The organism is Dietzia sp. oral taxon 368, assembly GCF_002999155.1.
GTDB classification, from domain to species: Bacteria; Actinomycetota; Actinomycetes; order Mycobacteriales; family Mycobacteriaceae; genus Dietzia; species Dietzia cinnamea.
Genome location: NZ_CP027238.1, coordinates 2983088 through 2997162, shown reverse-complemented (window position 1 = coordinate 2997162; position 14075 = coordinate 2983088). Strand labels below are relative to the sequence as shown.

The following is a 14075-nucleotide window of genomic DNA, read 5'->3' as shown; positions in this document are numbered from 1 at the left end:
GTGCACGGGCGAGAGCGAGGCGCCAGGGCCGGGAGCGGCTGCGCGGGCGAGTGACGCGGCCGCGCGGGGCGCGAATGCACGGGCGGGAGCGAGGCGCCAGGGCCGGGAGCGCCTGCACTCAGCGGACGTCAAGCAGGCCGCCCACAGGTCGCAGCGAACGGAGCGCAGCAGGAGAATCCGCTCAGAAACCGACTCGCCGTGCGCTCTCTGTTCGCGGAGACCCACGTCACCGAACTCGTCGGCTCACTCGCGCCGCAGGTAGAGTGGCAGGTCGGCCCGTACCCGTCAGCGGGCGGGCCGCCGACTCTTCCCCGAAAGCTACAGCGAGGTACCCGCGCACGTGATCACCATCGACGACCTGGAGGTGCGCGCTGGCGTGCGCACCCTGCTCCACATGGACGGGTCCTCGTTGCGGGTCCAGCCCGGCGACCGGATCGGCCTGGTGGGACGGAACGGCGCGGGTAAGACGACGACGATGAGGATCCTCGCCGGCGAGGGTGAGCCGTACGCCGGGAAGGTCGTGCGGACCGGGGATCTGGGGTACCTGCCGCAGGACCCGCGTGAGGGCAACATGGACCAGCTGGCCCGGTCCCGCGTTCTCTCGGCCCGCGGGCTCGATGTCCTCATGGCGGACATGACCGCGGCCCAGCAGCAGATGGTCGACGCCCCCGACGACAAGGCGATGGACAAGGCCGTGCGCCGGTACGGCCGGCTCGAGGACGAGTTCTCCGCCCGCGGCGGGTACGAGGCCGAGAGCGAGGCGGCCCGCATCTGCAGCAGCCTGGGTCTGGAGGACCGGATCCTCACGCAGAATCTCGGCACGCTCTCGGGCGGTCAGCGCCGCCGCGTGGAGCTGGCCCGGATCCTCTTCGCCGCCTCCGACGGCGCCGGCAAGTCGCAGACCATGCTCCTGCTCGACGAGCCCACCAACCACCTCGACGCCGACTCCATCACGTGGCTGCGCCAGTTCCTGGAGAAGCACGAGGGCGGGCTGATCATCATCTCCCACGACGTCGAACTTCTCGAGGCGGTGGTGAACAAGGTGTGGTTCCTCGACGCCGTGCGGGGAGAGATCGACGCCTACAACATGGGCTGGAAGAAGTACCTCGACGCCCGCGCCACCGACGAGGCGCGTCGCCGCCGCGAGCGCGCGAACGCCGAGAAGAAGGCGTCCGCGCTCAAGCAGCAGGCCGCCAAGCTCGGCGCGAAGGCCACCAAGGCCGCCGCTGCAAAGCAGATGATCCGCCGCGCCGAGACCATGATGAACGAGCTCGACGAGGTGCGCGTGGCTGACAAGGTCGCGCACATCAAGTTCCCCACGCCGGCCGCGTGTGGCAAGACGCCGCTGTTCGCCAAGGGTCTGACCAAGATGTACGGCTCGCTCGAGGTGTTCGCCGGGGTCGACCTGGCGATCGACAAGGGCAGCCGCGTGGTCGTGCTGGGCTACAACGGTGCCGGCAAGACCACCTTGCTCAAGCTGCTCGCCGGCGTGGAGCGCACCGACGGTGAGGGCGGCGTGGTGACCGGCCACGGGCTCAAGATCGGCTACTTCGCCCAGGAGCACGACACCCTGGACATGGACGCGACCGTGTGGGAGAACATCCGCCACGCCGCGCCGGACGCGGGGGAGCAGGACCTGCGCGGCCTGCTGGGCGCGTTCATGTTCTCCGGCCCGCAGCTCGAACAGCCCACCGGCACGCTGTCCGGCGGTGAGCGCACGCGTCTGGCGCTGGCCGGGCTGGTGTCCTCGGCAGCCAACGTCCTCCTGCTCGACGAGCCCACGAACAACCTGGACCCGATCTCGCGCGAGCAGGTCCTCGACGCTCTACGGACGTATGAGGGTGCGGTCGTGCTGGTCACGCACGACCCCGGCGCCGTCGAGGCGTTGGAGCCGGAGCGGGTCATCATCCTGCCGGACGGCACGGAGGACCTTTGGAGCCAGGAGTACATGGAGATCGTCGAACTCGCGTAACCGAGCGCAGCGAGTTCAAGCCCGAACGGCTGCCCCGTCCCACTTCTGAAGTTCGATACGAATTCCGAGCATACCCAGTACAAAGTTAACGGACGTTCCAAATCTCATTTACCGCAAGTTCAGCCAGTGCGTTTCCGCGTTCCACGATTTCTTTGTTACCTGGCTCGAATGCAGGTTCAGCACTAAGCCACTTCAACAAGGTTGCATCCCTGGGCGCCGCGCAATCTTGCAGCATCGCCCTCTTAGACTGAAAGTCGCCAGACCCAGCTTTGGAATTTGCTTTCTCTGACGCTAGCGCAAGGTTTCCGATCGAGTAGATGGGATCGTCGATACTGCCGGTTGACTTCAATTGGGGACTAATATGTTCGATAGTCGCCAAACCCTGCCTGAATCCGCTCGGCAACTGGCCGAGCCGGACTGAAGTAGTCAAAAGAACGTATCGAATTAGGCTCCCATCACCACTCTTCTTCTGAGCCCGGGTCAACGTTTTAGTCGGCGCATAAAACAAAGATCTAAAAGACTCCTTTACTCGATCTTCTGACGGCAAACTTCCAGCAAGACTGCTTACAAACTCGTCGATCTCGCTCGTCACTTCCCTTTTCGAACTCGCGTCAGCAAGCCGAACAGAGAAATTATTATACCGCTTTCTGGTGCCCCCAGTTGAGCCGCTCTTGGCAAGCGCCGAGAATTGAAAGTGGAAATTCTCAATCGCCATAACTGCCCGTTTGAATTGTTTCTGCGAAATAATTGACCTCGACTGCTCGTACTTCCTAGCCAAAGCGAGCATTGCGGAGTTTGCTACAGATACATTGAATACTGATAGTGCGACAATCGCATTCTGAAACTCTTGTACATCTAGCGCACTTCTTCCGGACTTGTTCGGAATAGGCATGCCGTCATGCTCGCCCTCCAAGAATCTGAATACACCTGCGTCGTATTCAAGCTCCTCGAGATAGGTAAGCAGTTTCTGACTATCACGACCAGTTAGTTCAACTAGAGACTTGTACAGTTCAGCTTCTTTTACCGCGGCCCTTCGCGAATTCCACGACTGCCAGATAAACCTGTCGAGCGACTGAACTTGATCTGGAGCTGACGCGATGATGTCTGTTATGTGCTGCCACCGGGTGACCACGGCCTCTTTATCGCGTTGCTTGGTAGATATTTCACGGACGAGCATATTCTTAATTAGGTCTGAGAGCCTCAACTCCGCGCCTCTAGTATTCAACGTCTCGAAAATGAGAAACGCATTCTCCTCTGAATCAACCTCTACTTGTATCAGATTAGCCTGAAGTACCTGACCCCGGAGTGACTTGAGTTCCGCGATTGCATTTTCGAAGTCAAGACCCTCGAGATGCTCTCCAACACGTCGCTCAAAGTACAAGCGTGCTGCCATTATCAATCGGGCGCTTTGATTCGCTGTTTTGCCGGAAGGGATCGAATCTGGCTGCTGGATGAGTTCCCAGAATAGCGGTTCCGGCCGCTCGAGAACGGGGTATTCGTCTCCATCATCATTCTTGGCAACCAGGTACTTTTGAGTATTTTCAACCTGTGCCCTTGCAGCTATTCGTCCTTTCTCGGACGCGCCAACCGGGCAGTCCTCGCTGGAAGAATCGACAATCCGCTGAAAATAATCCCGAACTACTGAAAGGGCGATGGAGCTTGTAGTTAGCCTTTGCTGCCCGTCGATAAGAGAAAAGGTCTTTCGAAATAGGTGCTCTGAACTGCTGACCCAGGTCACCGTGGTTCCGAGGAATAAGTCTCCATCCCCTTCGATTACATCGTCCCAATAGTCATCTAGCTGTTCGGTTCCCCAACTGAAGGGCCTTTGAAATCCAGGTACCGAATATAGGCATTCATTGAAGCACTTCTGCACCGTCATCGCTTCGGACTTAATGGTTACGCTCATTACAACATTCCTATCTATGCAAACTGACGCTAAGGGCGTCTAATCAGGCCGTTTTAAATTGGATTACGGAGTCACTCCGCGACGAGCCGGCGCGCGATCACCTCGATCGCCCACTCGACGGGCAGCGCCTCCGAGAACTTGAGCTTGTCGACCAACGACGGCGGTACCACAGGAAGCGGCCGCTCTCTCTCAGGTAGAGACTCCCAGAACTCGAGCCGCTCTGCTGCCGGTCCGGTGGGCATACCCTCGTGCAAGGTGATCGCATCCGGCTGGACCACCCCGCCCTGCGGTGCCAGTTCCTCGCCCAGCACCGGCCCAAGCGCCGCCTGGTAGCGGCGGTTGGCGGCGCTGCCCTCGTAGGTCCACCACTTGCGGACGTTGTCCGTGGTGGTCCACACCGGGCCGTGGTGACTGACGGTGTGCCGGAGCCGGTCCTCGTCGTCGGCGAGTGCGGCGCGGGCTCGGGCCGTGAGACGAATCTGCTCGGGGAGCTCACCCAGCAGCACAGCGCGCATGCCCTGCGCGACCTCGCGACCAATGTCGGCACCCCCGAACCCGTACCGTGCTCTGCCCCCGCCCGCGGCGGGTTCCACCTGGACGCGGTGCCTGGACCAGTTGATATCCGTGACCTTCCACGACCTCCCCGCGAGAAGCAGGTGAATCGGCCCGTCGACGCCAGTGAGCGCCCGCCACTCCACGGTGCCCACCTCCTGCCGTCCGGCGAGCACGGTGAACTGCCGCGGCATGGCGAAGGTGGTGAGCAGATCCATGAAGTGTCGGCGGCCGAACACCCTCTCGGCGTCGGGTCCGAGGAACATGGCACCGCCATCGACGGTGAGGTACCCGCGCTCCACGAGGAAGTCCACGATCAGCTCGGCGAGACGCTCAAGGGTCTCGGCGCTCATCAACGGGGTGGCCGCCCAGCGGTCCTGCCAGCCGTGCCTCGGCAGCGCGCCCTCCTGCAGCATCGCGGCCATGACCTGCTGCGCGACGAGGTGCAGCGGGACCGGCGGAGGGACGACGGGCTCGACATATCCCGTGCCCCAGGCGTGCAGAAGCCCCAGCGTCCGGAGCAGGTGCCGGGGTTCGGTGGCGATGAACAGGCAGTTGCGGACGGTGCCAGCGCGACGACCGGTGCGACCGAGACGCTGGAGGAAGCTCGACACGGTGGTCGGGGCGCCGATCTGGATCATCCGGTCCAGGTCCCCGATGTCGATTCCCAGCTCGAGGGTCGAGGTCGCCACGATCACGCAGTCGCGCGCTTCGGCGAACGCCAACTCGGACCGCCTACGCTCCTGGGCGGAGAGCGACGAGTGCGAGAGGTACACGTCCACGTCAAAGCCCCGGAGCATCGATGCGAGCTCCTCGGCCTGCCGTCGGCTGTCCACAAAGACGAGCCGTTTCTGCCCCCGGTACAGCTTGGACAGCAACACAGCGGCGGAGTCGAGAGTGTCGACGGCGTCCACGACGATGTCCGCGTCACCGGCGACAGGCCGGACCGCCTCAGCCACGGCGACGCCCGGCGCGATCACACGCCCGGCCCTCCCGTCGACGCAGCCCTGCAACCACCGCAGCAGATCCTCGGGGTTGCCGACGGTCGCGCTCATCCCGATCCGCTGCAGCGGTCGCCCGACCAGGTGCTCGAGGCGCGAGAGCACGGCGGAGAGGTGCCAGCCGCGGTCGTCGCCGGCAAAGGCATGCACCTCGTCGATCACCACGGTGCGCAGGTTCGCGAACAGCGTGCGATGGTCGGTCTTGGTGGAGGCGAGCATCGCCTCGATGGATTCGGGTGTGGTGAGCAGGATGTCCGGCGGGTCCGCCCGGATGGCTCTGCGCGCGCTCTCGCCGACGTCCCCGTGCCATACCTCGACGCGGCGACCCATCCACGCGGTGTAGTCGACCAGACGCACCGCAAGGTTGTTGAGCAGCGCTTTGAGCGGGGTGACGTACAGGACGGTCAGCCCGGCCCAGTCCTCGTGGGCCATGCGGGTGAGGACGGGGAAGACGGCGGCCTCGGTCTTGCCGCCGGCGGTCGGCGCGAGCAGTAGGGCGTCCTCCCCGTCGATGAGTGGCCGGACGGACTCCTCCTGCAGTGGCCGCAGGCCTGGCCAGCCGAGGGAGTTGACCACGTGGTGCTGCAGTAGCGGGTGCAGCGCGGGGAAGCCCTGCGGGGCGTGGTGGTCCATCTAGAGCTCGATGGCGTCGGGGTCATCGATGGGGGATGACGACGACGAGGCCGCCACCGCGGACCGTTCGCTCTGGCTGAGGTCGGTCGCGTCGAGCGTCGGGGTGAAGTGCTGTCGCGGGAGGAAGTCCGGGAACATCTCGACGCGATCCAGGCAGTCGACGAGCATCCGCAGGTACTGGCGGGGTGCGATCCCCACCTGGCCGCCGAGTTTTCCTGCCACGGACTCGGCGAGCACGCGCAGGTAGGTGTCGTCGACGAGGGTGGTGACCCGCTGGGCTGCGGCGGGGTCGAGGCCGACCGCGTAGAGGTCACGCACGCGCGATCCGACCTCGACCAGTCGGTCGAAGTCGAAGGCCTGGAGCCGGATCTGCGGTTGCCGGGGGTTGTCGAATCGGGGGTCGGCGTCGAATTTCACGCCGATCCGTTGGTCGAGCGGAGGCAGCCGCTTGATGCCCTGTTGTCCTTCGAAGAAGGCGCTGGTCCCGGTGATGAGTAGGTACATCCCGGGGTAGCGGCCGGAGTCGAGTTCATCGATCCACTGCCGCAGGGCGTTGAGGGCCTTCTCGCGGACGTCGCCGCGCATGCGCTGCAGGGTCTCGACCTCATCCAGTACGAGTAGCAGGCCCCGGTGACCGGAGCCGGCGAGCACCTGGAGTAGCCCCTGAAAGAAGCCCATGGCCAGGAAGTGGTCGAGTTCGCCCTTCACCCCGGCGGCTCGTTTGGCCGACGCGGCGACGTTGCGTTGACCGCCGAGCCAGGCGGCAAGCCCGTCGGCAACCTCGGTATCACCGTTGAGCAATGCGTCCCGATACCCCCGCAGGGCGAGCGGGAACACGGGCGCAGCATCGGCGACGGAGCGCAGTCTCTCTTCGAGCAGCTCGGCGCCGTCTGCTCCGGAGGAGGCCGCGTCGTCTTCCACTCCGAGGAGCCAGTCGTCGAGGACCGCCCGGAATGCCTGTCGAGAGACGGCAGGGGTACGGAGTTCTTCGCAAGATCGCCGGTAGACGGTCTCCAGCCTGTGCAACGGGGTTTCCAGCTCGGAGATCTGGACTTCAGCCACGGCGAAACCCCGCTCGATGGCCTGCTGTTGCATCCAGCGTGCGAAGAACGTCTTGCCCGAGCCGTATTCGCCGCGGACGGCCTTGAAGACCGCTGCGCCGCCGGCCACCTTGTCCAGTTCCTCCCCGATCACCGGGGCCAGGCGATCCAGGCCCACGGCGAGTTGGTCGAGGCCTTCGGCGGGCACAGTGCCCTTGCGCAGGGCATCGATGATGGCGGTGCGGCGGGCGGGGGACAGGCTCATGCCAGTCCGTACTGTTCGCGGAGAAGCTCGGGGCTGAAGACGACATCATTCCCGTCGATCTCAAGGACCGGCATGCCGTCAATGTTGACCACCTTCTGCATGCGGGTCAGTGTGCCCCGCAGACGGATGGCGTTCAGCCTCACTCGATCGGCGAGTCCTGCCATCGGCATCCGCCCATTGTTGTGGGCGATGGCGCGAAGAGCGTCAGCGAACTCGCGCGGTTCGAGCCCGACGTTGTGCGCTTCGACCTGGTCCCTGAACTGACGGTTCCTGGCCAGGGAGGTGTACAAGTCGCTGGTGCGCGATGTCGCCTTGGGCGAGGGCGGCGGCTCGGGATCGTCGAACAGCGTGCTCTGCAGTTCACTGGGTGTCGAGGTCGGCGGCGGCGTGGGCCGTTCCGGTTGTGTTGCGCCGGGAGTGACCGCCCCCTGAGATGCGGGCTCGGGTGCGCTGAGGTCCCACCATGCGGGCCACGGGTCCGACATCGGTAGCGCCGCGGGAAAAAGGGAGTCTTCGTCGAGCCCGTCGAGCGACTGGACGAGCACGGAGATGGGCGCGCAGACCTCAGCTGGCGCGGCGCCACCGTGGTAGCCCGCCTTCTTTCCCGTGTACCGCAGGTCCTCGTCCACTGCCAGAATTGCCGATCCGCCGGGGGACAGCACTCTGGTGCCGGATACTTCCCGTTCGCTGTCGTCGGCGGGGGGTCCGTCGCTGGGACGCCAGCGGGCGCTGACCGCGGTGTCCGCATCGGCTTTGGGGATCTGGCTGCGTTCCACCACGTGCCCGTGATCGGACACGATCACCACGTCTCGACCGACGGCGCGGGCGTATTCGAGGAGCTTGTCCATGTGGGTGATCCGCTGGGTGGTCCAGGTGGCGGCAATGGGGTCCGATCGATCCAACGCGTCGTCGACGGTATTGAGGACGGCCCCGACGACCGGAGTGTGGGTGGTGTCGTAGATGGTCTGCCGGACCTGGTCGGCGATCCCGGAGTCGAGTGCAGCCTTGTGGAACAGTCGAGCCCCGGGCAGGGCCGCAGCGAAGCCCTGCGCCTCCTCGGTCTGCCCGCCCGCCATGAGCGTGCCGGTGAGCAGCGAGGTCCGGGAGTAGGTGGTGACCGACGGCAACGTGGTTGCCGCCACGTGGAGGCCGCGGGCGCTCAGATCGAGTTGCTGCCAGACGGTGCCGTGTCGTTTGCGGAGGTCCTCGGAAAGTCCGTGGGCTGCCGCCATCGAGAGCCCGTCGACCACCAATACCAGCAGCGGCCGGCGCTTACGCTCTCCGCCGGAGACCGGTCCGGACTTGTGGAGCGGCTCGATGAGCTTGCTCATGACGTCTTCCACGAGCAGAGCCGAGCCATCGGAGGCTCCGTCGGCGAGCCTGCTGGCGGCCAAGGCGCCGAAGGCCCGGTCGATTCGCTTACGCGTGTCGAGCACCCGGTTGGTGACGTCGCGAGTGAGCGCATCGGGATCCACGGTGGAGTGTCCAGCATCCGGTTTGGGGTCGGCGGAAAATCCCCTCCAGGCGGTGTTGACGGCCCGGTCCACCCAACTCAACTCAGCGGCATACTCGCGCATCGCTTGTTCGATGGTCGCGGTGCGCATCGACTCTTCGGCGTGGTCGGCTGCAGTGTGGTGCCATCTCAGCAACCGCAGGAGCGCGGCGGCGGTGTCAATGTCGCCGGAGTAGGCCCGCCCGGCGTCTACGTGTTGCCGCATGTCCTCCAGGGCGCGCAGTGCGGGACGGTCATCGCCCCCTTCCAGGACAGGAGCTAGTGTGCGGACAAACTGGTCCAGCCGGCGCTGGAAGCCGCCCGGGAGGATTGTGGATGCGGCGAGCAGGGGACTGTCGGAGGTGTCGTCGACGTGGTCGAGTAGCTGACTGGCCTCGGCGAGGGCCGCGGTCACCGGCTGGCCATGGTCGAGCATCGACCGTATGGCAGTGGCTGCGCCTCGTCCCCAGTCTCGCAGGGTCTCCTCATCTTGAGGTTGCCCCACGTGCTTGCGGAGTAGTGCGCGTGGCACCGCGATGTTCCGTCCGTCGGTGCTGCTGGCGCCCTGGCCCAAGGTTTCGGCCACGACTCCTGCTGGCAGGAGGGCTCGCGGACCCCGCGCGCACCACAGGGCCCGGATGCTCGATCCGGTGAGGGTGAGCCCACGACAGATCCACGTCAGGAGCGACTGGCGGGTGGGCTCGGACAGTGCGCCAGCGACGTGGTCCCAGGCCTCGGTGGCCTCGGGGGTAGCACTCCAGGCGAGCAGGTCAGCGAGTCGGGTGTTCTCGGCCAACCCGAGCAGGTGACGGGCGACTTCGGCATAGAGATGATCTGCCGTGAGGACGGGCGTCGAGGTGGGTTCGAGCGACGCCCGGTGCGGGGAGAGCAGTGCGACAAGCCCACGTATGTCCTGCCGATTGCGGGGAACGCGACCGCCGGTCCGTGCGGCCGAGAACAACCCGAGGAGCGTGCGGGTGGGGTCGAGTTCGAGTGATCGGCCCACTGGCTTGAAGTGCTCTTTGACGCCGTGGGGGATGTCGTCGTCGCGAAGGTCGGTCAGGACCACCCGCCACGGCGTCTCCGGGTCGTTTCGGTGCCGGATGACGTCTCGGAGTTGGAGAACCGTCCTGCAGCAGTGAACGGGGACCATGAGGTCCTCGACCGAGATTGCGGTCGGGCCGTCCCAGCGCGGCTGGGCGTGGACGACGAGCAACCCTCTGCGGACGTTCTTGTCGCGGTAGAGACCGACGAGGAGACCCCGAACGTCGTCCTCGGTCGCGGTAGCGGGTGACGACGACGAGGTGGACACCTGCGACGCCATGCTCACGCTTGGTCCTCCTCAACCACGATGTCGATGCGGTAGCGAACGTGCTCGCCATGAGCTTCTCGGAGCTCGTTCAGGGCGGTCTCCACTGCCGACGCCACTTGCGACCGTTGGGCCGAGAAGTGTCGGCGGGTGCCACTGCCCTTGATCTCGATCTCCGTTGCCGAAACCGGCGGGTTCGGCGGATCGGGCGGCACCGGATCGTCGAGCGGATCAGGAACGATCGTCGGTGTGGGCGCAGGCGGGGGAGAGTCGACCAATCCCACGACCTTGGTGATCCACGTTTGCGCGGCCTTCTCGAACTTGCCGACTGCGGTTGCCAAGTTGGTCACGAACTCGTGCTGGCCCACGCCGGCGGCGAGCCCGGACACGATCGTCTGAGCGTCCGCGCCCAGCGCTCCCGGCCTTCCGCGACCCGCGAGCAGGGTTTCAAGGCTCTGCCCCACGTTCCGTGCCACCGCGGCCACGTCAGCGGCGCTGGTAATGGACAGGCTCGCCTCTGTGGTTGTCGCGCCGAGGTACCGGTTGCCGGACTCCTCGGTGGCAGCCAGAGCGGCGACGAGTTCCCCGGGCCGGTCCTTCTTTGTCGCCAGAGTCCGGAGGAGTTCTGCCTGCCGGCGGGCAAGTGCGAGCCGGGCCCCATCCTCCGGCAGCTCCAGTCGCGCACTCAGCTTGGAGAGCTGCTGGACCAGGTCCTCGCTGCCCTGCTTGTGTTCGGCGGCGTAGCTGGCCACCTCGGTCGACAGGCGGGTGAGGTTGGTGGGGGACAGGTGGTGCCGCTCAGGCAGCCCGAACAGGTGCTGGGCAGCCCGAACGGCCCGGGTCCAGTCTTCCTGCGCGGGCAGAACGGGCTCGCGGAGCTGGTGGTGGAGCTGGATGTCCTTGAATGCGGGAGCCGCAATCGGCGCGTTGTGCAGGAACCAGCTCCGGTCTCGGGACTCGGCCCACGCAGCGGCGAGCAACACGAGACTTTCCTTGGTGAGCCCCGCGGTCTGCCGGAGCTTGTCGATCACCTGAGTGAGGTCCCCGACGGTGACGGTGCCGTGGGCGTCTGGGCCGAGTCCGCTGTCCTGCAGTCCCCGGTCGATCTGTCCTGCAAACGTAGAGAACTCCGAGCTGGGGAACACCAGGTGTGCCTCGTACACGTTGGCTACCCGCAGTCCTCCGAGTACCAGCGCCACGGAACGGCGTACGGATTTGTCGAAGTTCGCCCGACCGTCCGCGTGGGAGTCGGACGCTCGGAGCGTCTCGAGGGCGCGACCGAAATCGGCCTGGGTGAGCGCGGTGGTGGTGTCGAACCGCGGGTGGTCGGGGTACCGCTGGTCGAAGGCCTGCTCGTAGAGGCGCCGTGCGGCTTCACCGAGGGTCGCGCCCACGGGCCTCTGGACGTCGACGGTGGTATCCATTGAACGGACGGGAGGTTGCCCTTCGGGGAAGGTCTCACCGCCGGTGACGCCGTACTTCTGTCGCAGGATGGCCGCGAGCTGCCCGGAGAGCTGGTCGCGCTGGGTGTACATGACCTGCCGCACCCGCTCGCGGTCGCCCTCGGCGAGGTAGCTGGTGTACCCACGCCACTTCTCCGGCTGAAGCACCCAGTCGATCGTGACGAGCCTGCCCAGGTCCTCCGTCTGCTTGCGGTCGAGAAACGCGGGCAGCCAGGCGAGACTGAACGCGTCGAGGCCGTCGGCGCGCATCCGGTCGAGGCGGGCGTGGTCATCGGTGACGCCGTACTTGTCGTCGTCATCGAGGGGGAGATCCACGATCACCCGCAACGCCCCGGGCGCCACGGGGGAGACGAGGTGGTCGGGTACGGACTCGGCGTCTCGGACGTTGCCGAAGGCGATTTCGACGGTGCGGGTGGTTCCACGCCATACGATTTGCGTGCTGCGGGCGCCGTCCTGCTGAACCGGTACCGACTCGATTCCGAGTTCGTTGATCAGGATCGACCTGAGCCGCTCCCGGCGCCGCGGGTCGGTGTCTTCGGCCCTGGCACGGTCGAGGATCTCGTCGAACGGCAGCTCTTCGAGGGTAATCGAGATGAGCGGGTCGGTGGTGTCGGTGCCCACGGTGATCTCGGGGACCGAGGTGTTCCATTCGCGTACCGCCTGCAGCGCCTGGGCGGGGGCGTCGCTGGCCACCACGACGGTGAGCTCACCATGGTTGAGGTGGGCGAGTCGGCTGGCAGTCAGCGCTTTGAGGCCGGGCACCTCGGGCGCCAGGGCCGAGAGCAGCAGCGTCTTGGCCAGCCGCAGCCGGGCGCGAACACCGCGAGGTTGCTGTAGGTCTGGAACGGACGGGTCTTGGTCGGGGAACTGCGCGAACACGGCGGGCCGGAGCTTGTCGTGCCACAGGGTCCGCGCGGTGCGGAACCGCGCGGCCACGGTCTCGTCAGCACCTCCGCGCTGGTTGCCTTCGACGATATGGTCGAACACTTCACCGACGGGGATGACCTGGTCGATGGTTATGGTGTCGGCCAGTTCGACGAGCATCGTCTCCATCACCTTGAGCGCGGTGCGATCACGCTGCATGGCGGAGGAGAGGTTGATGAGGGTGTCGATGAGGACGGGGCTGAACGGGTAGGTGAGCCGGAAGTCGTCTTCGCTGGAGCCGCGGTGCTGATCGTCGGTGTTGACCTTGTCCAGCAGGACCGGCTTGACGGCGGCCGACAGGTGCAGCTTGTCGAACGATTCCTGGAGTGCGGCTGCTGCTGAAGCATCCTTGGGTGAGAGCAGCCTGCGATGCGCGATCTGCGGAAGGTTGGCCGTCCCTAGGGTGATGGAGGAGAAGCGTCCTTCCTGGTGGGCGATGGACTTCTCGCGGATGCTGGCGGCTTCGCCGGCTTCGATGGAGGAGTCTTTCCATGCCTTGAGGTCGTGCTGGCGGGCGATGAAGCTCACCACGGGGATCGACATGCGTCCTTGCGCGGATTCGATAAATCCGGTGAGTTTCTGGATCTCCCGACCGAAGAAGTCGCGGTTGGAGAAGTGGAACGTCAGCCACAGAATGAGTTCGTCGAGCAGCAGTACCACGGCCTCGTAGCCGAGCCCTTTGGCGTGAGCTGAGATGGCGGCGAGACCGTCGGGTAGGTGCAGCCAGTCGGTGTTGGTGCTTGCCGAGGTGAACCAGGTTTGGCTGAGTGCGGAGATGAGGTGGTCGCGATCGATGCGGTCGGCCGCGGGGTGGCGGGCGCGATCGTAGGTGGCGGTGTCCCAGGTGCGGGCGGGAGCGCCGCCGAGCGCTGCCAGGTCGAGACCGCCAGGTGTCGACGACGACGAGGTGGTCCCGTCCGGGCCAGTGGTCGCTTGCGCGAGTGTCGCGAAGAATTGTTCGTCTCCGACGGTCGCCCGCATCTGTTCTGCGTTCTCCAGCAGACCTTCGGCGCGGTGCAGGACTGGCGGTGTGGCGTCGGGGTGCAGCTCGGCCAACTGCTCCAGGTACCCGGTGAAGAGCGTGTCCTCGATGGAGTCGGAGCCGAGGAAGTGGAATGGCAGGGTAAGGATTGTCGAGTTCGTCGCACGGGGGTGGCGGGCGACGTGTTCTTGTAGCTCGGGGATCATCCGCGCTTGAGGGTTTCCGCTGAGCAAGGCCATGAGCACAGCCATGAAGTGCGATTTACCGGAGCCAAAGGAGCCCTTGAGGAAGGCTCCCTTGTTCTCTCCTTCGGCGATGGCGCTATCGACCAGGGCGAGTGCGGCGTCAAAGGCGTCGGCGATGGAGGGGGTCACCACGTAGTCGGCGAGGGTGGCGCCCAATTCGTCGGCGGTGGTGGCCTCGGAGAGCTGGAGTACGAACGTCGAGGTACCCGAATGGTCGGGAATCGAGAAGATCTCCCGCAAGGAGGGGCTTGTGCCGGGTGCTGGGGCGCCGGGTGGGGTGAAGGCCATGGG

6 protein-coding genes are annotated in these 14075 nt (G+C 65.5%); 1 reads left to right on the top strand and 5 read right to left on the bottom strand.

Annotated elements, in window-relative coordinates; translation table 11 throughout:
• Positions 1 to 340 precede the first annotated feature (340 nt).
• Positions 341 to 1972 carry an ABC-F family ATP-binding cassette domain-containing protein gene (locus C3V38_RS13975; RefSeq protein ID WP_063973642.1) on the top strand — a complete coding sequence of 544 codons (1632 nt, stop codon included), beginning with the start codon at positions 341 to 343 and terminating at the stop codon, positions 1970 to 1972.
• A gap of 85 nt (positions 1973 to 2057) precedes the next feature.
• Here C3V38_RS13975 and C3V38_RS13970 read toward each other — a convergent pair whose 3' ends face one another.
• From C3V38_RS13970 to C3V38_RS13950, 5 genes are all read right to left on the bottom strand, one after another.
• Positions 2058 to 3878 carry a DUF262 domain-containing protein gene (locus C3V38_RS13970; RefSeq protein ID WP_106386061.1) on the bottom strand — a complete coding sequence of 607 codons (1821 nt, stop codon included), beginning with the start codon at positions 3876 to 3878 and terminating at the stop codon, positions 2058 to 2060.
• A 71-nt stretch (positions 3879 to 3949) separates the two neighbouring features.
• Positions 3950 to 6064: a DEAD/DEAH box helicase gene (locus C3V38_RS13965; RefSeq protein WP_106386060.1), complete on the bottom strand. Its 2115-nt coding sequence runs from the start codon at positions 6062 to 6064 to the stop codon at positions 3950 to 3952.
• Complete coding sequence (brxD, locus tag C3V38_RS13960; protein ID WP_106386059.1) at positions 6065 to 7369, bottom strand: BREX system ATP-binding protein BrxD; 1305 nt, start codon at positions 7367 to 7369, stop codon at positions 6065 to 6067.
• Positions 7366 to 10185, bottom strand: a complete 2820-nt coding sequence (gene pglZ / locus C3V38_RS13955) for a BREX-2 system phosphatase PglZ (RefSeq protein WP_106386058.1) — start codon at positions 10183 to 10185, stop codon at positions 7366 to 7368. The genes brxD and pglZ overlap by 4 nt, the downstream gene beginning before the upstream one ends.
• Positions 10186 to 10187: 2 nt before the next feature.
• The gene (locus C3V38_RS13950) at positions 10188 to 14072 is read right to left on the bottom strand and encodes a DUF6079 family protein (RefSeq protein ID WP_106386057.1); all 3885 of its coding nucleotides are present in this window, start codon (positions 14070 to 14072) and stop codon (positions 10188 to 10190) included.
• Positions 14073 to 14075 lie beyond the last annotated feature (3 nt).